A 24,565-nucleotide genomic window follows, 5' to 3' on the forward strand; every position below is an offset into this window, starting at 1 on the left:
GCAAATGCTACAAAGTCTTGCTATAATAATCGAAAATAAACCCTGATGTTAGTAAGTACTTTCAGACTGCTTGTGGCCAAGACCTTAAAACATATACCTACCTAACCAATAGTAGGGTGGTTTATATGAGGTATCTTATCAGTGCAATCACTCTAAATAATGCTTACGCCGAGCTAGTAGGATTTGTATCAATGAAAAAGTTAATCGCTGCTGCCAGCTTATGCGTTGCAAGTTTCAGCGTACAAGCTGCTATTATTGTTCCTGAGTACGACGTCAATGCCGGTAAGCAAATTGCAGAAACGGTTTGTGCTGCTTGTCATGGTGTTGATGGTGTCAGTGTTGTCCCTGCGCAGCCTAACTTGGGTGGCCAAAACGTAAAGTATCTTTACAAACAGTTGGTCAACTTTAAAGCAGGTTATCGCAAGAACGGTATTATGCAATCACAAGTTGCAAACTTATCGCAGCAAGATTTAGCCAACGTGGCTGGTTATTATGCTAGCCAAGCGCCTTGGGGCGTTGGATTTGGTAATCCTGCGACCAACCAAGAAGCCACTAAGCTATTCTTAGGTGGTGATAAGTCACGCGGTGTCATCGGTTGTGCAGGCTGTCATGGTCCAGATGCTGCTGGTAATACTTGGGCGGCATTTCCACGCTTAGGTGGTCAGCATGCACAGTACATCGCAACTCAGCTAAAACTTTTCCGTGCGGCTGGCCGTGTTGATGATGTTGATAGTGATGAGCAAAAACGTGTCAATGATGCTGCGAAAGAAGGCGATATGGGCATGATGCAGACAGTCGCATCGAAACTATCGGATCGTGATATTCGTATCTTGTCAGACTATATCAGTGCTGTTCACTAATTGATTGGTATCAGCTACGAGTGCCTAATACACCTTGCCTCACTGAAATTAATAAGCACTTGACCATATATCCGCCATTGTTTCATTATTAAACCCCGATTTCGGGGTTTTTTTATAACTGTTCATCCCTTATATTATAGAGACCTTATAGTCATTCCATTATAAAAGAGTCGCCGCATTAACCTCGCTTGAAGTATTGAATATACATTTGCTTTTGGTTACCTTGTGCTTCTTTTAAATTGAATCGACTATATAAAATAAAACTGCTTACAGAGGCCTATCATTGCTCTGTATCATGATAAATTATCGTTATTCACTTTATACCAAACCCACAGAGTATGATTGGCGGTGTCAAACTTGTTTCGTCTACAATGCGTAGTACGGACACTCGTTTTCCTAGCTATTCTCATTTTTGTGAAAGGTATTAGATCGTTTGGATTTAGATTATGATGATCCGTTATGCTTCTTATTTTATCGCGGCACTGCTACCGCTACTGCTGTTTCGTTGGTTTGCACCAGCATCCATTGGTGAGATTGACTTTTGGTTACTCTGGCTATTGGCGATGGTATTGGTATCCTTGCCCGTCGTTTATGCGGAAATTGCTTTAGCCTATCGTAGTGTCGATGCGCCATTAGCAGGGATGCAAAAGCTTACTCGCGAAGCAGATGCCAGCCCAATATGGCGTAGTTTTGGGTGGCTCGCCGCGCTGGTCTCTATTCTGATTGCGGCATTAGTGATCTCAGGCGCGAGCACAGGTATTTTGGCGGCATTGACGGAGCTTAATAGCGCTCCTGCTATACCAGATTTTGCGATCGCTGCTGGCCTGATGGTCATTGCTGTGTTACTCAGTTTATTGGGCGTTGCACCGTTACCGATTGGCCTGGGATTAATGGTGATAGGCTTACTGCTAGGAGTGGCAAACGGTTTACCAAATGTTGCTTTTGCGATGACTGATATCAGCTTAAATGAATGGGCGCGTGCAGTTGCGTTAGCGTTGGTTAGTGTGGGTGCAGGCACAGGCTTATACTGGTTTGGTCAAAACTTGGTAACGAACCAAGTGGCAACAGCGGTAGACACGGACAATATCAATGCACAAAAACCTGCTCGCAGCCGTGTGCCGAGTGAGTATCGGGCAACCAAATTGGTACTCCCGATTTGGATATTGCAATTGATCGTTGGGGTTGTGGCGTTATCTATTAGTGGCATGGCATTGCCACCGATTGGACAGCTATCGTATTGGATAGGGGTGTTATTTGTCGCCAGCTATTTGCTACATTATAGTACCCAGCAATTAGCGCACAAGTTTGGACTACTGGTCAGTTTGCTATTAACCTTTGTTTTGGCGCTTTTGTTAGTCGTTATCATACCAACTGTTTGGCTGGTCGGACTTTTAGTGATTATTAGCAGCATAGCGGTATTATTGCTGTCTATCTTTGCGGGTTGGCAGATGAAAATTAGTCATCTGCGTAAGTCATTAAATTTTGGCAATGAAGCGTTTTATAACTTATGGCGAATAGCGATTCGTTTGATTGTGCCACTAGCACTGTTATTGGCATTGATAGGTTGGGTGATGCAGTGGTTGAGTTAACCGCTAATGGCATTCAATCTGATAATAATTGTGCGCCGTCATCTGAGCAGACCATGATAATGACTGTTTATTTGGCATATGCTGAAGATGCAAAATGTCAGCATTATTTAACCTTACAGGTTAATAATGAAACAAGTTTGTATGAGGCATTGAGGCAGGCAGGGTGGTTGGTGAAATTTCCAGCGTTAGCACGTTGGTGTGAGCAAGTGGCAGATATTGCAACGCCAACGGCAAAGCGTTGGCATGTGGGTATCTATGCACAAAAACAGCCGCTCAGCTATCGCTTGCAGCCTTTTGATCGTATCGAAGTATATCGCAGCTTAAGCGCTGATCCCATGTCTCAGCGCAAAAATAAATCTCGAGTTTAAGCGATGTTGCGCCATCTATCATTAAAGCCAGTTGCCGTTCTTGATTATGAGGCAGGCAGGCTTTCGATACCTTCAATACGATTGACCAAACCATTATTATCAAAGTAGATAATTAAGTGCTGACTGGCATTTTTGACATCAGCAATACCTTTGCGGCTACCTTCTGTCCCTGCTTTGTAATCGTAAATATAATCCCAACGCTTAGGTTCTAAGGTGTCTCTAATAGCTGGGCTACCAAGGATATAAAGGACTTGGTTTTGATTCATACCCACTTGCAGTTTTTGCGCTTGCGCTTGAGTGATGGCAGTGCCTTGTGGCAAATCAATCTTATAAACACTCAATAATGAGCAGCCAGACATAGCGACAGTAGCGCTAAGCATACTGGTTATGACAATCTTGCGTAATACGCTTGTAGGGCTTAACGGACGAAAAGTTAATGTCTTTATCATGGTAAGATGACTCATAAGAAATGAATTAGGCGCAGCCAGAGGTTGTTAATGCTAGTCTGGCCGACAATCTTGGACAAATGATACGTCATTTACTTGCAATTTCCTACCACTTACGACATTATTTACCAAATGCTACCTGAGGCATTTTATTATTTATATTTTAAATTCATAGACTTGCGTTAGGATTATTATAGAAAATAACAGGCTTGGACATGAGGTCAAATCAGCCAGTCTGCTGTTATTAAAATGTTTCATATACTATAAAAAATAATCATTAACGATTATTTATCTCATATTTTTGGTTCTTTATTTGCTAAGACTGTCACAGTCAGAAGGGATATTATGGCTTCTTTTACCAATCAAGATTTACGTAAAGCGGGATTAAAAGTCACGTTACCTCGCATCAAGATTTTAGAGCTACTGGAGAGTGCAGAGTTGCATCATATGAGTGCTGAGGAGGTTTATAAGGCACTGATAGAGCAAGGTGAGGATGTCGGTTTAGCGACTGTCTACCGAGTACTGACGCAGTTTGAGCAAGCTGGTATCGTCGAGCGTCATAACTTCGAAAATAATTTATCGGTGTTTGAAATTACCCAAGAAGGCCATCATGACCATTTGGTTTGTGACGTTTGTGGCAAGATTATAGAATTTCATAACGAAGTCATCGAAGAAGAGCAGCTTAAAGTCGCAGAAAAGCACGGATTTAAGTTATCAGGTCATTCATTGGTGCTATACGGTATTTGTAATGACCAAGAGTGTCGGGATAGCATCAAGTAATTTTTTAATAGGTGAGCATGATCTACCTTTGATATCGTTTTTATTGCGTTATCGCCACGTATAAAATAGGAAAAGCCCTCATAATAATATGAGGGCTTTGTTATAAGTTTTTATGGCAAAAACGAATAACAACGCTCAAAAGCCACGCTTAACTGATATCTAATGATAAGTTATCCGCACCTTCATCCAGATTGGCAGTGCCATTCTTACTACTGAGTTTGATTTTTAGGCGTAAATCATTAGGAGAGTCAGCATGAAGAATGGCTTCTTTATAGGTGATTTCTCCTTGCTCATATAAGTCAAAAAGAGCCTGATCAAAGGTTTGCATGCCGCTATCCCGCGATCGTGTCATGACATCTTTGATTTCATGAACCTCGCCTTTACGGATATAGTCACTAATCAGCTGTGAGTTCAATAAAATCTCAATAGCTGCACGGCGTCCTTTGCCATCAGGCGTGGGAATCAGCTGCTGCGCGATAATGGCTTGCAAGTTAAGCGACAAATCCATGAATAACTGATTGTGGCGACTGGTTTCAAAAAAGTGAATGATACGGTCAATCGCTTGGTTGGCGTTGTTGGCGTGTAAGGTTGCAAACACCAAGTGCCCTGTCTCAGCGTACTGAATCGCGTAACTCATGACTTCACGGTTACGAATCTCACCAATCAAAATAACATCAGGTGCTTGGCGTAACGTGTTTTTTAGGCCTGCTTCAAATGAATGGGTATCGATACCAACTTCACGCTGGGTAATAATACAACCACGATGTTTATGAACAAACTCGATAGGATCTTCAATGGTAATGATGTGACCATGCGAGTTTTGATTACGGTGTCCGATCATAGAAGCAAGGGTCGTTGATTTACCTGTACCTGTCGCACCCACTAGCAGAATGATACCGCGTTTTTTCATTGCCAGCTCTTTTAACGCGGGCGGCAAACGTAGCTCTTCGACAGTCGGAATTTTATTCTCAATTTTCCGTAAAATCATCCCTGCCATATCACGCTGTATAAAGGCACTGACCCGAAAACGTGCTTGCTGTGCTTCATCAGCAATGGCAAATTGGCACTCGTTGGTCTCTTCAAACTCTTTTTGCTGGTTGGGTGTCATGACGCCTTTGACCAATCGCATGGTTTGCTCAGCGGTTAAAGGCGTTTTACCGACAGGCAGAATTTTGCCATTCACTTTCATGGACGGCGCTACATCAGCGGTAATAAAAAGGTCCGAACCATTTTTATTGATCATTAACTGCAATAGTTTATCAATGTCCATATCGTACCTGCATTCGATGTAAATCGATTAAAAAAGTATTTAAAATCATGTTTTAAAAATCGCCAGTAGCAATAAAAGTAAGGCATATCATGGCTCATGAATGCTTGTATTATTGACTCACACATCAATCAAGATAAGCCGGTGACGCACGATGAATAATATTACAAGAATGCCTCAGGCTGTTTGGCATAAGGACGGGCTACGTCTTTACTAATGGTGCCTTTTGCTACTAGATTTTTGAGCGTTTGATCCAGCGTAATCATACCTTCACCTGCACCTGTTTGGATAGCAGAGTACATTTGAGCGATTTTATTCTCACGTATCAAGTTGCGGATAGCGGGTGTGCCGAGCATGATTTCATGTGCTGCTACACGTCCGCCTGCTTGACGACGCAAAAGCGTTTGTGAGATAACGGCTTGTAGTGACTCTGATAGCATCGCCCGAATCATGTCTTTTTCTGCGGCGGGGAATACATCAATGACACGGTCAATGGTCTTAGCGGCTGAACTGGTGTGTAGAGTGCCGAATACTAAGTGACCAGTCTCTGCGGCGGTTAATGCCAAGCGAATGGTCTCAAGGTCACGTAGCTCACCGACCAAAATTACATCGGGATCCTCACGTAGCGCAGAGCGCAATGCAGGCTCGAAACCCAAGGTGTCACGATGCACCTCACGTTGGTTAATCAGACTTTTCTTGGAATCGTGGACAAATTCGATCGGATCTTCAATGGTTAAAATATGCTCTTTACGGCTCTCATTAATATAGTCAATCATGGCAGCCAGCGTTGTGGACTTACCAGAACCTGTCGGACCCGTGACCAATACTACGCCACGCTTAAAGTCTGATACACGTTTAAACACATCACCCATACCGAGGTCTTCCATCGTTAGGACTTTAGATGGAATGGTACGAAAGACAGCGCCCGCCCCACGGTTTTGATTAAAGGCATTTACTCGAAAACGTGCTAGATTGGGAATCTCAAAAGAGAAATCCGTCTCATAAAATTCTTCAAAGTCGGCGCGCTGCTTATCGTTCATAATGTCATAAATAAGCTGATGCACAACCTGATGAGTCATCTCTGGCATATTAATACGGGTCATTTCACCATCAACACGTATCATTGCTGGCATACCGGCTGAAATATGTAGATCTGATGCTTTATGCTTAACCGTAAAGCGCAGCAAGTCTTCGATGCTTAAATTGTTTTTTTCAGCCATAATCGGATATTCCTATCAATCAATAAGGGTAGGACAAAGGAGCAAAAAAGGGGGGTGATTACCAATCGATCAATGATCTGATTAAAGTCGGTCACGTTAATAAAGGAGTAGCGATGGTCTTTACCATTACTATTATATTCAGTAGCATATGTTAAACCATGTAACAATATAATAACAAGACTACCGACAATTAACCATCTACTACACCAATAAAATGTAAAATTAGTCATTATGAGTGTCGATTTATAGATTGATGCTTGTTGAGTTTTTTATATTAAAAGACATTTATAAAAAGTTTAACCATAGCTAATAAAAGTTCATTATATAAGTCATTAAAAATATAAGTCATTAAAAGTGACTGATTAAAAAATGGATTAAATTATTCTCGTGAGTAATATATGAAAGAAATAGAAAATAACATTGATAGCCAAAATCTTATTGCGAGCTGGCAGCAAGTGAGTAAGCAAATGACTCAAGCGTGTGAGCATGCGGCACGACAAGCAGATAGTGTGACGTTGCTGGCAGTTTCCAAGACCAAACCAGCTGATATGATTGCTACTTTGGCTCAGCAAGGACAGCAGCACTTTGGTGAAAATTATCTGCAAGAAGCCATCGAAAAAATCGATACGCTAAAACGACAGCCAGAAACTAAAGGCATTGTTTGGCATTATATTGGTAGTATCCAGCGCAATAAGACTCGCGATATTGCTGAGCATTTCGATTGGGTACAAACGGTTGAGCGTGACATTATTGCTAAACGCCTAAACGACCAGCGCCCAGCTGAGCTGCCACCGCTTAATGTGCTAATCCAAGTCAATATCGATAACGAAGAAAGCAAATCAGGCTGCCTGCCAGCACAGCTACCTGATTTGATAACTGCTATCAAGGGGTATGACAGGTTACAGCTGCGTGGTTTGATGATTATTCCTGCTAAGGGAGGTACGGATGCTTTTACCCGTACCAAGCAGTTATTTGATGAGATTAAAGAGACTCATGCAGAGCTAGATACTTGGGATACACTGAGCATGGGCATGAGCGGTGATATGACAGAGGCGATAGCCAGTGGTTCAACGATGGTGCGCGTTGGTAGCGCCATATTTGGCGCACGAGCTTAAATTTTTATTTATCAGACAGTCTCATCCATTCTGGTCACTAGCATCTGAGTGATTTTGAGATTGTCCGTTGCGATAATCTCAAATCGATAATTGGCATATTCGATAGTATCGGTTTTCTTTGGAATCTTGCGTAGCATGTACATCATAAAGCCACTAATGGTTTCATAGTTCTGACTGCGTGGCAGATCAACGATATCTAAAGCGCGTACGACGTCTTCGATAGGAGTCATGCCATCGATTAGCCACGAGTTGTCAGTACGTTGAACAATGGGCTGCTCCTCCAAGGTGACAAGCTCCCCCATGACGATACTCATCACATCCTTAAGCGTGATGACACCCACTACCAATCCATACTCATTCACGATGACGGCAAAGTCAGCGCCTGTAGATTTAAACATCTCTAATACTTCAAACAAGGACAAGGTATCAGGAACGAAGAGTGCAGGTTTTAGTAGGGCTTTGTCAGTTAAGCTGACCTCCTGCTGGTTAAGAACCAATGCCAAAAAGCTGCGCGACTCTACATAACCAATAATGTGCTCTAGATCATCTTCCTGACAGACCAAAAACTTGTTATGTGGTTGTTCAATCATCACTTCAACGACTTTTTCAGTGCTCGTTTTGGTATCAAAATAAACAATATTCTCACGTGGATTCATCACCGACGTTACGGTGCGCTCTTGCATGTCAAAGATATTTTCTATCAGATGATGTTCTTGTTTTTTGAGTACACCAGCTTCAGCACCAGCATCCATGACAGCATAAATATCTTCTGGCGTCATATCGTCTTGTCGTATGGTTGAAATACCCAGTAATTCAAATATGACATTTGCTGCACCATCAAATATCCAAATCACGGGTTTGAATATAAAAATCAATAGCATCATTGGTCGTACGAGACGTACAGCGATAGCTTCAGTGTTTGACATCGCCAATCGTCTGGGCATCAAATCAGCGAGCAGAGAAAATAAACTAGTGATCAGCACAAATGATATGACGGATGACACTGCTTCATTCTTCACCAAAAGCTCTAGATAAGGGCTAATAGCTGACTCACCTACCGCACCAGCTGAGATAGCGACGGCGTTTAAAACCACTTGTACGACAGTAATAAAACTGCCAGGGTGCTCTTGCATTTTAAGGACGTCAAATGCGCGGACATCCCCTTCTTTTGCCATGATTTGTAGCTTAATTTTGCGACCAGCAGCGATGGCAATTTCGGCAGCAGATACAAAGGCACTTAGGGCAAGTAATAAAAGAAGAAAGATACTAGCGGTTAGCAAACTCATGACATACTCGGTAAAAAAATATAGGGATTAAAATAATTGAAGTTAAAGAATGAATGGGTTAGAAGTACAAAAAAGAAAGCGTTGTCTATAACAGCTTGGCATTAAAAGTCGGTTTATAGAAACTAAAAAAGCTGGGTAAGCACCCAGCTAATTATAATAAACTTGATTTTTTATAAAAGTATTAAATTAGCCATGCTGCTCGCGTTCTACATAATAAAAGTAGGGCAAGCAACAATGGTTAATCTAATTTAGCCTTTTACTGACCATTTATTCACTAATGGATAACGGCGTTCACGTCCAAAGGCTTTATGGCTAATTTTGGTACCGATTGGCGCTTGTAAACGCTTATATTCGCTATTGTCTACCATCTGGATGACTTTTGCGACCAGTTCAGCGTCAAACCCTTTATTAATGATGTCTTGATAGCCCATGTCTTCATCGATGTATGACATTAAGATGCCATCTAATACATCATAGTCAGGCAAGCTGTCTTGGTCTTTTTGGTCTGGGCGTAACTCAGCAGATGGCGGGCGAGTGATGACACGCTCAGGGATGACTGGGGTGTCTTCCAAGCGGTTGCGATAACTGGCCAATTTATAAACCTGCGACTTATAAACGTCTTTTAACACATCAAAGCCGCCTGCCATATCACCATATAATGTTGAATAGCCGACTGCTAACTCAGACTTATTACCAGTGGTGATGACCAAGTGCCCAAACTTATTGGACAGCGCCATCAGTACCACACCGCGCGCACGCGCTTGGATATTTTCTTCAGTGGTGTCTGCTGGCGATTTGTTAAATAGTGGGGCTAAGGTATGACGGATACCTTCAACCGCATCAAAAATAGGACAAACCGTATAAGAAACATTTAAGCGGCGAGCCTGTGCTTGAGCATCTTCTAGACTAATCTGAGAAGTATATTCATAAGGCATCATCACCGCATATACCTTGTCAGCACCCAAAGCATCAACAGCGATACATAGCGTTAAGGCAGAATCAATACCACCTGATAGACCAAGGATAATACCAGTGAATCCTGAATGGTTGACATAATCACGCAGGCCAACGACCAGTGCTTGATACATCTCTGACTCACGGCTCAGTGTTAATGGCGCTTTAGTTTGACTATTAAACTTGGCAGTTTTGACGTCTAAAGTGGCAAGAAGTAACTGATTCATAAAACGTGGTGCTTCGTGGGCAACGCTACCATCAGCTTGCACCGCCATAGAACCACCGTCAAATACCAAGTCGTCTTGACCGCCAACGGCGTTGACATACACGATAGGCAAATTATTCTCACGGCTACGCTTAGACAGCATCGTTTTACGATTGTCTTGTTTTTCGATCTCAAAAGGTGAGGCGTTCAAGCTAATAATCAGATCAGCACCTTGCTTTTTAAGCTCGGCAATAGGGCCTTTTTCCCACAAATCCTCACAGATGAGCAGACCGATTGTGATGCCTTTATAGTCAAATAAAACTTGGTTACGACCTTTATCAAAATAACGACGCTCATCAAATACGCCATAATTTGGCAAGATTTGCTTATGATAAAAACCTTTTTGATGACCATTATGCAAGATAGCAGCAGAGTTGAAAGTACCATGATGGTCGACATGTGGATAACCGACAATCATCACGATGTCATCGATATCACTTAAAGTAGACAAGGCGCTTTTGATGCGACCAGATAAGCTTGGGCGTAGTAATAAATCTTGCGGTGGGTAACCTAATAAAGCAAGTTCTGGGAAAATAATGACATCCGCACCTTGCTCGCGAGCTTGCAATGCGAGTGCACGCATTTTTTCAGCATTGGCAGTGATATCACCAACCAAAAAATGCGACTGAGCCAATGCAAAAGTAACGGTTTCTTGGGTTTTATTGGTCTTACTGGCCTCAGTTGAGGGAGTTATATTGGGATTATCATTGTCTTTTGACATTGTTATTGTTCCTATCGATATATGGTTTAAAATTTGTTGGGTCATTGTTGATTTAAAATAAAATCAAAGTAAATCCGAAATTCACTCAAAATAGCACTCTGTCATATCGAATTCTAATAGTGAACGGATATGATGAGCTTGCTTACGCACAGTGTCCAACGTTGTAACGCCCCTCTACAGGTTTGATCTTATGATAGTCTATAGAAGGCCGATAAAAGAGGGCTGTAGCGCATCGTCTGAAAAATGTTATATATGTAGAATGATCCAAATAAATAAGAACAAACGAATTTAATGCTATTAAAAAGCTTAAAATAATTGCTTTAGTATAGCATCAATTATCGTTGCAAATAGAACGCGCCAGTGAATTACCTTTCAATAGGTCAGTTTACAGTATGAATGTAAAATATCCTTTTAGTGCATTGTTTTTACATGTTAAATCTATGTGTCAACTTCTATCTATTAATGTCATCATCTAGTAAGCTTATACAGAGAAAGTTGTAAGTAAAGATTACAACATATCGTTATATCATTATCGTATTTTGCGGCATAATAAGCCGTGATAATCGCTTAATATTTATCTTGCGTTAGTCAAAACTATCGTCCGTAAGTATGTTACGGTATGCTACGATTTGATGCTCTCAAAGCAGGTTTACTGGCACTGATTGTTTACACCCCTCGCTAATGAATACCGCTAATGGACAGGGTCTTTTTATGGGAACCGTCTGTGAGTTGATATTCATCACACATTTATAAACTTGCCAGCAAGGTCGCGATAGATCTTTGCTGTCTGCTCTTGGTTTATACGCTATGATTGAAAATTGGACAAAAGAATTTATTATTCAGCGCTTATTGGCTATTACTCTGTTGGTGGTGCTGTTCGTACTGTGTTTTCAAGTGGTACAATTTTTTATTGTACCCGCATTATGGGCGGCGATTTTAGCGTATGTTACCTTTCCTATTTATAACTTTTTTTACGAAAAAGTAAAGCTGAGTCCTAATTTTAGCGCTGCTATTATGACGGTGAGTATCTCCTTAATGATAGGTGTGCCACTGGTTATCGGTGTTTTTATTCTACAGCAAGAAGCCTTGAGCCTAATCAGTAACTTGATTTATCGTATAAAAGTGGGCTATTTAGATGTGCCTGATTCTATTAAAGATATGCCTATCATCGGTCAGCAAGTGAAAGATGTGCTGTGGAGAATCAATAAAAACCCAGAAGGGACGTTAGAGGCGTTTCGTATTTGGGTACAGTCACATTTATATTATGGCAAAGTAGCATTTGATGTGGTGTTTAGCGGCCTTGCCAAGTTAGGTATGGCGCTGATGACGTTGTTTTTCTTTTATCGTGATGGTACCAGTTTGGTGCGTCAAATTCGCCAAGCACTGCGTAATATCATTGGCAATCGCATCGATGGCTATATTGATTCTGTGGGTACGACCACGCGTGCGGTGGTTTATGGCATTGGTTTGACGGCATTGGCACAAGCACTGCTCGCAGGTGTGGGTTACTACTTCGCTGGTGCACCAAGTCCTATCTTACTCACTATCGTAACCTTTATTATCGCCCTGATTCCGTTTGGCACGCCATTTGTGTGGGGCGGTGTATCCATTTGGTTGTTAAGCCAAGGTCATACTGTAGAAGGGATTGGCTTGGCACTATGGGGCACTTTGGTTATCAGCTGGGTTGACAATCTCATCCGTCCTATTGTGATTAGTGGCGCGACCAAAATCCCTTTTATTATTATTTTTATTGGTGTATTAGGTGGTCTAACGGCTTTTGGCTTTGTTGGTTTGTTTATCGGTCCTGTGGTGCTAGCCATCGGATTGGCGGTATGGCGAGAATGGATATCGCAGCATAAAAATGAGATATTTGCCCCGCAGGATTTGGTATTGTCTGACAACCAAACGTTGCCACCAGTCAATGAATCAGAGTAGAGGCACGTAGAGGCACATAGTCATGTTAAATAAGGATACTGCAAACGCTATGCAAAATAGAGCGAACTCTATTGACAGCATTACTATCGTGGCCGATAGCAATATCGCAAGCTTGGATGCGTTTTTTAATGCTTCGATGCTTGGACAGGCGTCTGAGCAGACGGTCAATATAATCACCGTCGCTGGACGTGATATCAATGCGCAGTTGCTCGCAGACGTTCAGCCTGATGTGCTGTTGATACGCTCGGTGACACCAGTAGGCGAGGCATTGCTAGCCAATAATAACAGCGTAAAATTTGTCGGTTCGGCGACTATCGGTACCGATCATGTCGATCAAGATTATTTGGCGGCGCGAAATATCACTTTCGCCAATGCGGCTGGATGTAGTAAACATTCTGTCGCGCAGTATGTATTGACGGCGATTTTGACGTTGCGTCCGCAATATTGGCAGCAATCCACGAAGCCATTAACATTGGGCATCATCGGACTTGGTAATATTGGTAGTACGCTCGCTCAGTATGCCAATGAATTAGGCTGGCAAGTACTAGGTTATGATCCACTACTGCCTGCATCGAATACGAATAATGCCAGCCTTGAGCAAGTGCTTAGCCAAAGCGATGTAGTGAGCTTACATGTGCCTTTAACCGATAAAGATACTACAAACCCTAGTGGCAGTGAGTATCCAACAAAGCATCTGATTGACGCAACTACGCTGGCAGTGATGCCTGCGCATACTTTGCTGATTAACAGCGCGCGCGGACCAGTCATTAATGCGCGTGATTTAGAAGCAGATATTGAGCGCACAGATCGCCAAGTAGTGCTCGATGTGTTTGAATTTGAACCAGAGATTTCTGAGCACTTATTGTCCAAACTGGCTATCGCCACCCCTCATATCGCAGGCTATACGGTCGAAGGTAAACTGCGTGGTACGCAAATCATCTATGATGCGCTCTGTGAAAAATTGGCAGTCTTGCCTGTATTGTCGATGCATAGTTTGCTACCGCTCAATACTTATCTCTGGTCTGAGCTAAAAGCACATCCAGACAGATTACAGAAGTTTTACGATATCATGCACGATGATGCTGCACTAAGAAGCAAACTGGCTGACGGTCAAGTAAAGGGTACTGACTTTGATCAGTTGCGCCGAGATTATCACTTACGCCGTGAATGGCAGTGGTAAAAGTTAGGCAGCCCTCAACCCTAAAGTAGCATCTGAGAACTTATTCTTATCCTTTAATTGCAGTAAATAATAATGACCCAAGCAAGTAATTCTTCTTCAAAACCCAGCTATGCGCCGACCATGACATTGGCAATGGCTCAGCAGCGTGCGCACTTGATGAGCACCGTTCGTCAGTTTTTCGCCACGCATCAAGTGCTTGAAGTGCAAACACCGCTACTATCGCAGGCTGGCAATACTGATACTTTCTTACAATCAGTTGCCGCGCAAGTGACGTATCAAGATAAACCTTGTACTTATTATTTGCATACTTCACCTGAGTTTGCCATGAAGCGTTTACTTGCCAGCTGGCAAGTGCCTATATATCAAATTTGCTCCGTATTTCGAGATAACGAAATAGGCGTACGCCATAATATCGAATTTACCATGCTTGAGTGGTATCAGCCGAATTATAGTCTGGATGATATGGCGGCTGAGCTAAGTGAGTTATTAGCGGCGCTTTATGGGCATTCAGTGGTGATGAGTCATTACCGCTATGTTGATGCGTTTATGGATTTCGTCGGCATACATCCGCTGACAGCTAGCCTTGATGCCCTGCAAGCAGTAGCAGAAGATAAGGGTTTGACAGGTTTTGATTTCAATAGTGATTTGGATAATACAGAAGATGGCGAAACAGAGGTTCGTCAAAGCTGGCTGGATTTGCTGTTCAGTCATGCGGTCGAGCCAAACTTGGGTCACGACTTACCGACCTTGATTATAGAATATCCACCTGCCACGGCGGCACTGGCAAAAACAGCGGTTGATAAAGAGGGCAATACAGTCGCTAAACGTTTCGAGCTGTATATCAATGGTATTGAGATTGCCAACGCTTATGATGAGCTAGCAGATGGACAAGCGTTAAGAGAACGGTTTGAGCAAGACAATCAACTGCGTAAGCGTCATAACCTGCCACAAATGCCAATCGATGAGCATTTATTAGCAGCGTCTGATGCTTTAATACCCTGTAGCGGTATTGCCGTTGGTATCGATAGATTACTCATGGTAATCACAGGCGCGAATAGCTTAGAAGATGTGATTTCTTTTCCAAGCGGTTTGGCCTAGTCGATTATTGAGAGACTTAATACAGTTGCCACTTATTTGACAAGCCTATTAGAAAAAAGCGAGTAACCCATTAGGCTTACTCGCTTTTTTCGTTTTAATCGCTGTAAAGTTGATTCTTATAATTTTGCAATCGCTTCATCAATCGCAGTCTCACCGTTATGCATACTAAACACTTTCTTGACGGTATTATTGGCATTTAGGACGGCTGCCAGAGTAGTCGCCACATCGGCAATTGAATTTTCTCCAGCATTATCATCGTTAATAGTGACTTTACCAGTTGCTTCGCGCTCTTTTAGCGCCCCTGCTTGAACGATAGTGTAGTCAAGGCTACTATTATTAATCAACCACTGATCCGCATAATGCTTGCAGATATAATATTCTTTTAGGTCAGCAATAACAGCATTGTCCCATTTACTGGTGTCTAACGAAAAGACGGTGCTAAGCATAATATAGCGCTTAATGCCTTTGTCCTCTGCGGCTTGCATGGTTTTGACCGCCCCATGTAAATCCACTTCTAAGACGTCTTTACCGCCAGACCCTGCAACGAAATAGACAGCGTCAATGTCTTGATCAATTTGCTTTTGTATAGCCTCTTTTTCGGCAGTGATATCTAAATCGAGTTGGCTATAATTGTCATCGGTAAACAATTTTTCTTTTTGGCGTGTCGTGCCAATAACTTGATGGTCATCCGCTAATAGCTGCTTAACCAAATCCGTACCCACTCGACCACTTGCCCCAATTACTAAAATTTTCATTGTCATTCCTATTCTTATGTACGTTATCGTTGTTGTAAAAACTGGATATAGCGTATCAAGAAAAAACGGCACACTTCGTTATGAAGCGTGCCGATTGCATAGTGTTTGGTTATGGCGTGTATACAGTTTGCAAAGTGAATAAGATCAAAAAACCAAAGACAAAGCGTGTGAAAACTAGCGTACCAACTTGTTTAATCCATCAGCAAAAGCTTTTTTGTCACGATCGCCATAAGGTTTTTGACCACTCATTTCTTGTAGCTCGAGCACGCCAGTACCGCGCATGGTATCCATAAAATCACGCATATTGAGCTTTTGCTTGATATTATTTTTGTCGTAGACCATGCCGCGTGTCGTCAATACCATACCACCTTTGTCCAAAATGTCATTAGCCAAAGGAATGTCGCTAGTAATAGCTAGATCGCCTGGCTGTATTTGCTCAACGATATAATCATCGGCTTTATCAAACCCTGATGGCACCACGGTCATGACAAGCAGTGGTGACTTACGCAGTTTGATCGGCTGATTGGCGACGAATATTGCCATGGTTTGTGTGCGTTCAGCGGTTTTGATAATCAAATCTTTGGCAATCAATGGCACCGAATCGGCATCTACCCAAATCTGCATTATTTCTTAACCTTTTCTGTTTTTTCCTTAGCGTCGATAGCCTGAGTTGTTTGGCTGTCATCAATATGGATTTCTGTACTCTCTAAAATATTGTCATTGTTATTGTCAGTAGTGGTTAGACTATCTGCCGCTTTTGGCTGGCTATCAATCGCAGATGGTTTTTTCTCAAGTCCCATTTTATTGGGTAGCGTAGCGACGAGCTTGGCCAAAGCAGGCTCTAAGTCGGCAACATCATTGGGCATCAAGGTAATATGCGCAATTTTGCGGTCATCGCGTTCTGCTTTGTGGTAGCTATGATAGTGTACGCCATCGATATTTAGTACGTCGCTGATATCTGGATATTGTCCCAAGACATTGAGCATAATCGCTGGATGCACGTTGTCGGTATCACCTAATGGCAGATTGACGATGGCGCGAATGTGGTTTTCAAATTGGCTAGTGACAGCGCCTTCAATGCTCCAATGTCCTGAATTGTGCACACGCGGCGCAATTTCATTAGCGAGTAGCGTGTCATGACCACGCGCATCTTTGGTCACAAAGAGCTCAAGTGCCATAACACCAACATAGTCTAAATGGTTCATTATCTTGGTGATGGCATCGGTTGCTTGTTTGAATAAATGACTGGTGCCAACGGCAGGCGCTTGGGTCTTGGCTAAAATACCATTATGATGATGGTTTTCGACCAAATCGTAGCAACGAACCTGACCATTTTGTGCGCGTGCGGCGATAATAGAAAGCTCGCGGCTAAAGTTAATAAAACCTTCTGCAATCAAAGGGGCGGGCGTTGGCGTTAGCGAGCCCTTACCCGTAACTGCATCTTTAAGATCTTGCCATGCCGCCTTGATATCACTGTCTTGTCTAATCACAAACTGACCTTTGCCATCATAACCACCACGGCTGGTTTTTAGGACAATAGGCAGTCCTAATTCATGACAGGCTTGCTGCAAATCCGCTTCAGAGTTGACAGCCATAAAGGGTACAGTGGCAATATCAAGCGAATTGAACATTTGCTTTTCTTTCAAGCGGTCTTGAGCGATATCAAGCGCAATCAATGGCGGAAACATGCCTTGTTTGCTACCTGATTTTGATAGATCAGTCAGCTGTTCAACTGTCGCCGTCGGTGTGTTTTCAAACTCTAAAGTGAAAACGTCTGCTGCGGCGATGAAGTCTTCCAATTTATCGCTATGAAAGACGTGGCCGTATAGGCTAGCAGGGCAGTCAGCGCTGTCTTCTAAAAACACACATTGGTAGCCAAGTGGCATCGCTGCTTCGGCAAGCATCATACCAAGCTGACCACCGCCTAAAATACCGATGGTACGAATGGTTTGGGTAACAGGGTAAGCGTTCGCTGTAGTCATGGCAGGCTCTTTGAGTTAAAAATGAATAATATTTTGGGTGTAATAAAAGGCAAAAAGTCATCTATTAAAATAGGAAAAGGTGCATTACATGCACCTTGTATTAAGTAAAACCCATCTAAAAATAAATATCAAGTAAATAGCCGCTATATCTCAATAAAGGGATTTAAGAACCGCTATCAAAGACAGGTAATTAGCTATGGAGAATGCCAGGCGTTGGGCTAGCAAGGATGGTATCAGTTTGCATTTGGCGCAGATTGTCCAGTTTAGCCGCAATGGTCTCATCATTCAATGCTAACACTTGAATCGCAAGCAGAGCAGCATTGTAAGCACCTGCTGAGCCAATCGCCAATGTGCCAACGGCAACGCCTTTAGGCATTTGTACGATGGACAACAAGCTATCCCAACCGCTAAGCATGGAAGACTTTACAGGAACACCAAACACAGGTAACGGCGTTTGACTGGCACACATGCCAGGCAGATGAGCAGCACCACCAGCGCCAGCGATGATAACTTGTAGACCGTTATCTTTTGCACTTTTTGCATAGTCAAACAATCTATCAGGGGTGCGGTGTGCTGACACTACTTCACAATCAAAGGCGATATCAAAGTCTGCGAGCAATTGCGCTGCCGCACTCATGGTTGCCCAATCAGATTGTGATCCCATAATAATGCCAACTTTCGGCTGACCAGCAGGGGAGGCGATAGGGCTGTTTTGATCCATCGTGTTAACAGTAGCTGTTGTGGTGCTCATGCTTTGATATCCTCAAAAAGACCATCATACAAAAGTTTTGTTGCTCTCGTAAAGCCAAGTTTGATTTTTAATAAGAAAGCGGGGGCAATAGTACCAATTTTATGGATTGGGGTTTGCCGTTTTATCATGGTGATATTGGACAAAGTTACTGGCTCTTAGTGGCAGTGGTTGCTCAGTATCGAGCTGATAACAAGTCAGATATCCGCTGTCTACCGCCGCTGAATAATCAGTACAGGCAACTTGTGAACTCAGTGGCTCAGGCGTGCCAGTTAGCCAATAATGACCGACAAATACCGCTTTATCCGTTTTCAGGGCGAAATCAATACTTTCAGCCAACACCTCTTTTGGAATCTGCGCCAATGCTGATGCAGGCGCACGCGCCACCTCATAAAGAAGGCGTTTATTCAGCCCGTCAAGCCACCAGCATACTCGAACGCGCTTGCGCTCAGTGCCTTCTTTATCGACCATGACTATGCCGTCGGGTAATGCTGTTTCTACACCTTTTAACACCCGCTCTAGCGCGTCAAATGGCGCCGTGTTTTCTTTGGCAGTGGCGACTAGCCCGTGCGGCGTTAAACAGTTATCGTCAGTCAATAGCGGCTGCAATACCGCCATACTATCGACATCCCAGCAGGCATGAACAAAACAAGCGTCGTCTGTTTCAATCCATAAAGGCAGCTCATATAACCGATTAAGCCAATATTGATGACGCTCTGAGCCAAAAGCTATTTCGGCTAAAAATGCCGCATGTTGGCGTATATGTATGTCATTGTGCGAGCGCAGATATTGGCTGGAGTTATCAGGGTCAAGTGTGGCAAAGGCGAGGGCATTATATTCATGATTACCCATTATCGCATCTGCCACGTTAGCATCTAACATGGCAAAAACAATCTCTAAGGTAGCCAATTGCTGTGGTCCTCGGTCAATCAAGTCGCCGATAAATAACGCCCGATGCCCTGCTGGCGGTACAAAGTACGTGCCATTATGAACGTAACCTAGCTGCTCTAATAAGCCAATTAACTTGTCTGCGTAGCCATGAATATCACCGATAACATCTATCATCATAATAATTATCAAATTCTTAAATAGTTTGTTGAGTATAAGTTTGTGCAAAACATAACGCGACGTTAATCATCGCTTAATTACTTAAACTGTCATCATAACCCAAGTGCTCATTTCAATTTTTATCATTGAGCTTCATTAATAAACTTCATTACTAAATTTAAAGCCCAGGTGATAATAGCGCATTGATAAAATGCGGTAGGACTTGCGGTTCTAAAATAATCGTGGCAATAACCCCAAACGCGCCGCCCCACATATGCGCCATATGATTGATATTAGAGCCGCCCCGTTTGTCTGCATAGATACTATAAGCGATATAAGCGACGGCGAATAATATCGCAGGTATAGGAATAATCGCGAATAGGTAGATTTTTTCCCACGGTGCCAGCAAAATAAAAGCAAACAATACGGCTGATACACCGCCTGACGCGCCAAGGCTTAAATAGCTCGCATTATTTTTATTCTTGAGGTAGCTTGGAATCATCGCAATGATAATGGCCAAGACGTAAAAGACCACAAAACCATAACCAAATAAGAACGGCTGATACAGTCCTTCAATAGCACGACCAAAAAAGTATAAAGTAAACATATTAAAGAGCAGGTGCATGCTATCGGCATGAATAAAGCCATGCGTGACAAAACGGTCCCACTGCCCATTATTTACCGCTGGCGGATAAAAAATAAGCCGATTAAATACTGTTTTGTTTTGCCATGCCACTAAGCTGACAATAACCGTGATAATAATAATAAGGGTCGTATGATTGAACAAAGGAAAATCCTTAGGCTGCGCCTGATATGTGACAAGGTGATGAATAACAATGTTCAAAGCCTACGCATTATGGCTGAGTGCAAACTAAATAGGACTGACAAGCAATTATTAAGCATGAGCTATTTATAATAAAGTAATACTAACAGTAGTTATGACAATGCAAAAACTTATTATGTGACAAAATAGTGCATTTATATGCTTTTATAGTGAATAATATAGCAGGCTGTCAGGCAAATTGAGTAATGCTTCGTATCTTGACGGTAATGGTGGGTTAAATGAGAGCGGTATCCAAGCATACAGATGCTAACGACAAGTAAAATAAACGTTTCATGCGTTGGTAAATTTAAAATAAAGGCCGAAAGAGGCAGTAATTTATGAGTATTATCGACCAATTAGAAAAGACCGTAACGCCAGCTGTCATAGGTGAGCGCAATAGTCATGATAGTGTGGCTTACATCAGCTTATTGGAGCAGTTTTATGCCATCTTGGCATCACGTCTCGCCTTGCCGCAAGTGTATTCACAATTTATCCGCGCCGAGCAAATGATGGTTGATAGGGCCACAGAAAGTTCACTGTTCGAACAATTGTGGCAAGACAAAAGCATACAACAGCTTATGATCCGAGAGCTGTCTGCTACCCATCATATTGATGAGTCTGCTACGTTACAGCTGCTCATCAATGCTGCGCCACTGGCTTATCGTGAGCTGACAGTATTGGCAAACGGACAGTTTTTGCCAGCGTTTTTGCAGGGAGAGCAGGCGGCACTGCGTCAGTATTTACCGATGTGGTCAGCACCTATTATTACTGCTCCTCAAAACGTCAATAGCGCATCAGAAGCACACCCACACATCGCCGCAGATATTGATAGCGTACCAGTGCGTGACACCTCCTTGGATGGACGGAAAAATTCTCATATAGATACCAGTACGATCGCCGCAGCGACAGCCGCTTATAGACAAAATGCTGATACAGCAGATAAAAAAGATATTGGAAATACTGATGTAGAAAGTATGAGGATAGGTGATACCGATGGTCATTTTATCGCTCATACTGGCGCCATTCATGCCAATCCCTCCACGCATCATTTGGCAGAAAATAGCAGTATGAAGCAAGAAAAAGTGCGTACTCGCAATCAACGTAATGATTTACTGGTACGGGTGGGTTTATTAATAGTAGCCATTGCCGCGATAGGGCTTGCTGCTTGGGCAATATTAATTAGACCGAACAACGCGCCGCCTGTAGAAGCCGCTGCGACAGTGCCTGTTGTGGTAGCACCAACGCCTGCACCAGTAGCGCAGGTAATGACTCCCATTGAGCTCATCGTTGGCGTAGATAACAGCGGTAGTCTGTATGCCTGTAGCGCTACCATTGGCGATGCAGCGCTACAAAGCACCTTGCAACAAGCGCTCAATACCAGCTTTGGTGAGCAAGCGAGTATTTGCGAATTAACAGTACAGGCTGGAGTTGCCAGTAGTATTGCCAATTTACCTGAGGAAGTACTGCCCAATGTCTTGACGATGATTAGGTCTACGCCATTTGCACGCCTACATTTGCAGAATGATCGCCTTATGTTAGAAGCGCCAGACAGTATGCTCTTGCAACGACTGGTTACGGATATGCGTACTTTGATACCTGCCATGGTCATCGATAGTACTGCACCATTACCATTGCCTGAAAATAACGATGCCAATGCAATGAATAATACGAATAATCAGTTTGAGAATGAGGGAGCTGCCAACAATCAGTATGCTAATGACTATAACAACGGTGGGTCTGGAGAGTTCCAAGCAGCAGATGATGATACAGGCGATCGTATCGTACCTAATCCTGTACCCAACAATTATAGTAACAATACCAACAATACTCCCAGTAACATTCCTAACAATATCCCTAACAATACACCGATGAATAACAGACCGTCAGGTTCTATTTCAGAATCGGAGGTAGATGATATGGCAAGCACACTCATCATCGCTGAACCTGCACAAGTAAGGAATAAATGATTGGATAATAGAGGTGTTTAAAGATTGTTTAATCATTTATCCATTGAAATAAGTTATCAAGTAAGGATGGCGGTATAAGTTGCTTATACCGCCATTTTTTCTGTTGATACCCAGTTGGAAGTATCTAAAAAACCATAAAGTATCTGAAAAAAGGATATATTTTCTCGATTTATACATAAGTTTTACTGATTCTTTTATGGCTTCTCACTGGGTTAATGATTGGTTATTTGCCATGTTTTTGGTTACGTGTGACACTTGAAATATTACCTAACGTATCATTTGTACAACAACCTGTTGATTGTTAACACTGACTTAATACTTTTATAATGATGAAAATTGAACAGGGTCAAGATGGTTTTAGCTGTCATGGTTCTTATTTCAAATCATTGTTTTATCTGGCGTTTTTTGAATATTTTAATTATATAAATCGATACTAATATAGGCACTAATAGGAGAATTTTATTATGGATATTATCAGTCATTTGACGCGTACCGTTAGCCCAGCCGTGCTGGAAGATGATCATAGTCCCGCTAAAAAGGGGCTGCTTGAACAGTTCTACGCTATTTTTGCGGCTCGCTTAGCGGATAACGATACTTATAATCGTTTTGCAAATGAAAATATCACTCGTGACGACCAAGGGTTTTATGACCGTGTATGGAGCGATGATTCGCAACGTGATCAAATCGCTCGTGAGCTGGCAGGCAAGCATAATGTTGATGCGACGTCTTCGCGCGGACTGATAGCGATGGCAGCGCCACTGGCTTTTCACGAAATCAAAAGCTTGGCAGGTACCACACCAGTGCCGCAGTTCTTAAATGATAATCTCGACAGTTACCAGCGTTATATTCCTGCCTGGGCAAGCGCCGTTCTGCCAGTCGGTATGTTGGCAGCGACGCCTGCTGCTGGCGCGCGTATCTCTGATACGGTGAGCACCGCTCCATTGCAACGCGAAGAAGAGCAGCAAGGCAGCTTTATGAAAGCATTGCTCCCCATTATTGGTTTGATTATTTTAGGCGCATTGGCTTGGGCTTTACTTCGTGGTTGCCAAGAGAATCCTGAGCCTGTCGCTACACCGGTGGCTACTGCCCAACAAGCAGCGCAGGGAGAGGGTCAGTTGGCAGTGGCAGGTGATATCGAGCCTGCATCATTGCGCATTGCGACTGGTGAAAATAGTGAACTGTATGCTTGCCGTATGAATGTGGGCGACGAGACCTTGCAGACCAATGTAATGAATGCGTTAACCAGTGCATTTGGTGAAGAAGCCAATAAATGCCGTGCTGATGTCGATGATAATTTTGCAGTAGATATGCCAGCGGCGGCTCAGCTAGCTACTATCTTACCTATCGTCAAAAATGTACCAAATGCGAGCATGATCATCAAAGGCGATGTGATCACTGTCAATGCGCCTGATGCAGCGGCATTAGATAAGCTAGTGGCTGACTTACAAGCGGCTGTTCCTGCGATGACCATACAAGCCGAAGGGCCATTAGATTTGCAGGGTGAGATTGATAATAGTTTGGCAGCTGCGGATGTTGCTATGACCAATCTTGGTAAAAACCCAGATCCACGTGATGTGGCTCGTGCATTGAGTATTCAGGTTATCAACTTTGAAGTGGATGAAGCGGTCATTCCTGATGTCAATAAAGAGCTGCTTGACCGCGCTGCTAAGATTATCAACGAAGTACCGAATATGAAGCTGACGATTATCGGTCATACTGACAGTCAGGCATCGGATTCTTACAATGTAGAATTGTCTCGTAATCGCGCTGAGGCAGTGAAAGAGTATTTAGTATCTCAAGGTGTTGATGCCAGTAAACTGATGACGAAAGGCATGGGTGAATCAGAACCTATCGCTGATAACTCAACGGAGCAAGGTCGCTTCCGTAATCGCCGTATTGAATTTATAGTCAATGACGAGATGGCCAGTGCAAACGATGGTATGATTATTAGTAATAACGCGCTTGACCCAGACTTAAACCCTTTGGATAGCAATAACGATGATTTATTGCCTGATGGTGATGATGCCACTCAAGGTACGGCAGTAGATCCTGCCAATTAATGTACAACAGCTTGATTGAGAGGTTATTCATTCAAAAAAAACCGCATCTTATAAAAGGTGCGGTTTTTCATTTTGTTAAGGCTATTTTTTATAAGTGGC

At 42.8% G+C, this 24,565-nt stretch carries 21 protein-coding genes; 10 read left to right on the plus strand and 11 right to left on the minus strand.

What is annotated here, in order from left to right; genetic code table 11:
* The first annotated feature begins 191 nt into the window (after window positions 1-191).
* The 3 genes from ACT3S4_RS06620 (at window position 192) to ACT3S4_RS06630 (ending at window position 2,817) form a co-directional block, all read left to right on the plus strand.
* Window positions 192-860: a c-type cytochrome gene (locus ACT3S4_RS06620; protein WP_045443487.1), complete on the plus strand. Its 669-nt coding sequence runs from the start codon at window positions 192-194 to the stop codon at window positions 858-860.
* Window positions 861-1,306: 446 nt separating this feature from the next.
* Window positions 1,307-2,449, plus strand: coding sequence for a hypothetical protein (locus ACT3S4_RS06625; RefSeq protein ID WP_444760760.1), 1,143 nt, complete (start codon window positions 1,307-1,309; stop codon window positions 2,447-2,449).
* A complete protein-coding gene (locus ACT3S4_RS06630; protein ID WP_444760761.1) occupies window positions 2,437-2,817 on the plus strand; it encodes an RnfH family protein in 381 nt (126 codons plus the stop codon). The genes ACT3S4_RS06625 and ACT3S4_RS06630 overlap by 13 nt, the downstream gene beginning before the upstream one ends.
* A gap of 44 nt (window positions 2,818-2,861) precedes the next feature.
* On the opposite strand, the gene ACT3S4_RS06635 is transcribed toward ACT3S4_RS06630, so the two are convergent.
* On the minus strand, window positions 2,862-3,281 hold the full coding sequence (locus ACT3S4_RS06635; protein ID WP_045443819.1) for an outer membrane protein assembly factor BamE: 420 nt from the start codon (window positions 3,279-3,281) through the stop codon (window positions 2,862-2,864).
* Window positions 3,282-3,608: 327 nt separating this feature from the next.
* Between ACT3S4_RS06635 and fur the strand changes: the two genes are divergently transcribed.
* On the plus strand, window positions 3,609-4,043 hold the full coding sequence (gene fur / locus ACT3S4_RS06640; RefSeq protein ID WP_045443492.1) for a ferric iron uptake transcriptional regulator: 435 nt from the start codon (window positions 3,609-3,611) through the stop codon (window positions 4,041-4,043).
* A 148-nt stretch (window positions 4,044-4,191) separates the two neighbouring features.
* Here the strand turns inward: fur and ACT3S4_RS06645 are convergent, their stop codons facing one another.
* Window positions 4,192-5,313, minus strand: coding sequence for a PilT/PilU family type 4a pilus ATPase (locus tag ACT3S4_RS06645; protein ID WP_055123483.1), 1,122 nt, complete (start codon window positions 5,311-5,313; stop codon window positions 4,192-4,194).
* Window positions 5,314-5,474: 161 nt separating this feature from the next.
* Window positions 5,475-6,530: a type IV pilus twitching motility protein PilT gene (locus tag ACT3S4_RS06650; RefSeq protein ID WP_045443495.1), complete on the minus strand. Its 1,056-nt coding sequence runs from the start codon at window positions 6,528-6,530 to the stop codon at window positions 5,475-5,477.
* Window positions 6,531-6,928: 398 nt separating this feature from the next.
* Between ACT3S4_RS06650 and ACT3S4_RS06655 the strand changes: the two genes are divergently transcribed.
* Entirely contained in the window at window positions 6,929-7,645 is a 717-nt protein-coding gene (locus ACT3S4_RS06655) for a YggS family pyridoxal phosphate-dependent enzyme (RefSeq protein ID WP_444760762.1), read from the plus strand.
* An 11-nt stretch (window positions 7,646-7,656) separates the two neighbouring features.
* Here ACT3S4_RS06655 and ACT3S4_RS06660 read toward each other — a convergent pair whose 3' ends face one another.
* Both ACT3S4_RS06660 and ACT3S4_RS06665 read right to left on the minus strand, forming a co-directional pair.
* A complete protein-coding gene (locus tag ACT3S4_RS06660; protein ID WP_055123481.1) occupies window positions 7,657-8,931 on the minus strand; it encodes a hemolysin family protein in 1,275 nt (424 codons plus the stop codon).
* A 248-nt stretch (window positions 8,932-9,179) separates the two neighbouring features.
* Window positions 9,180-10,871 carry an NAD+ synthase gene (locus ACT3S4_RS06665; protein WP_087814851.1) on the minus strand — a complete coding sequence of 564 codons (1,692 nt, stop codon included), beginning with the start codon at window positions 10,869-10,871 and terminating at the stop codon, window positions 9,180-9,182.
* Between the two features lie 807 nt (window positions 10,872-11,678).
* On the opposite strand from ACT3S4_RS06665, the gene ACT3S4_RS06670 reads away from it, so the two are divergent.
* From ACT3S4_RS06670 to epmA, 3 genes are all read left to right on the plus strand, one after another.
* Window positions 11,679-12,806, plus strand: a complete 1,128-nt coding sequence (locus ACT3S4_RS06670) for an AI-2E family transporter (RefSeq protein ID WP_045455346.1) — start codon at window positions 11,679-11,681, stop codon at window positions 12,804-12,806.
* 70 nt (window positions 12,807-12,876) lie between these two features.
* Entirely contained in the window at window positions 12,877-13,986 is a 1,110-nt protein-coding gene (locus tag ACT3S4_RS06675) for a 4-phosphoerythronate dehydrogenase (protein WP_444760775.1), read from the plus strand.
* Between the two features lie 72 nt (window positions 13,987-14,058).
* Window positions 14,059-15,084, plus strand: a complete 1,026-nt coding sequence (epmA, locus tag ACT3S4_RS06680) for an EF-P lysine aminoacylase EpmA (protein ID WP_444760763.1) — start codon at window positions 14,059-14,061, stop codon at window positions 15,082-15,084.
* A 116-nt stretch (window positions 15,085-15,200) separates the two neighbouring features.
* Here the strand turns inward: epmA and ACT3S4_RS06685 are convergent, their stop codons facing one another.
* The 6 genes from ACT3S4_RS06685 to ACT3S4_RS06710 all read right to left on the minus strand — a co-directional run bounded on the left by ACT3S4_RS06685 (window position 15,201) and on the right by ACT3S4_RS06710 (window position 20,403).
* On the minus strand, window positions 15,201-15,839 hold the full coding sequence (locus tag ACT3S4_RS06685; protein WP_444760764.1) for an NAD(P)H-binding protein: 639 nt from the start codon (window positions 15,837-15,839) through the stop codon (window positions 15,201-15,203).
* Window positions 15,840-16,013: 174 nt separating this feature from the next.
* Entirely contained in the window at window positions 16,014-16,463 is a 450-nt protein-coding gene (locus tag ACT3S4_RS06690; protein ID WP_109592368.1) for a YaiI/YqxD family protein, read from the minus strand.
* The gene (locus tag ACT3S4_RS06695) at window positions 16,463-17,821 is read right to left on the minus strand and encodes a 5-(carboxyamino)imidazole ribonucleotide synthase (RefSeq protein ID WP_444760765.1); all 1,359 of its coding nucleotides are present in this window, start codon (window positions 17,819-17,821) and stop codon (window positions 16,463-16,465) included. The genes ACT3S4_RS06690 and ACT3S4_RS06695 overlap by 1 nt, the downstream gene beginning before the upstream one ends.
* A 190-nt stretch (window positions 17,822-18,011) precedes the next feature.
* Window positions 18,012-18,572 (minus strand): 5-(carboxyamino)imidazole ribonucleotide mutase, encoded by a 561-nt coding sequence (gene purE / locus ACT3S4_RS06700; RefSeq protein WP_201501936.1) that lies wholly within the window; start codon window positions 18,570-18,572, stop codon window positions 18,012-18,014.
* 99 nt (window positions 18,573-18,671) lie between these two features.
* Entirely contained in the window at window positions 18,672-19,637 is a 966-nt protein-coding gene (locus ACT3S4_RS06705) for a metallophosphoesterase (RefSeq protein ID WP_444760766.1), read from the minus strand.
* A 157-nt stretch (window positions 19,638-19,794) separates the two neighbouring features.
* On the minus strand, window positions 19,795-20,403 hold the full coding sequence (locus ACT3S4_RS06710) for a rhomboid family intramembrane serine protease (protein WP_198329603.1): 609 nt from the start codon (window positions 20,401-20,403) through the stop codon (window positions 19,795-19,797).
* A gap of 374 nt (window positions 20,404-20,777) precedes the next feature.
* On the opposite strand from ACT3S4_RS06710, the gene ACT3S4_RS06715 reads away from it, so the two are divergent.
* The gene (locus ACT3S4_RS06715; RefSeq protein ID WP_444760767.1) at window positions 20,778-22,406 is read left to right on the plus strand and encodes a hypothetical protein; all 1,629 of its coding nucleotides are present in this window, start codon (window positions 20,778-20,780) and stop codon (window positions 22,404-22,406) included.
* A gap of 464 nt (window positions 22,407-22,870) precedes the next feature.
* Window positions 22,871-24,466 (plus strand): OmpA family protein, encoded by a 1,596-nt coding sequence (locus ACT3S4_RS06720; protein WP_055123473.1) that lies wholly within the window; start codon window positions 22,871-22,873, stop codon window positions 24,464-24,466.
* The last annotated feature ends 99 nt before the right edge of the window (window positions 24,467-24,565 follow it).

It is taken from the genome of Psychrobacter sp. AOP30-A2-5, assembly GCF_052378115.1.
In the GTDB taxonomy this organism is placed as follows: Bacteria; Pseudomonadota; Gammaproteobacteria; order Pseudomonadales; family Moraxellaceae; genus Psychrobacter.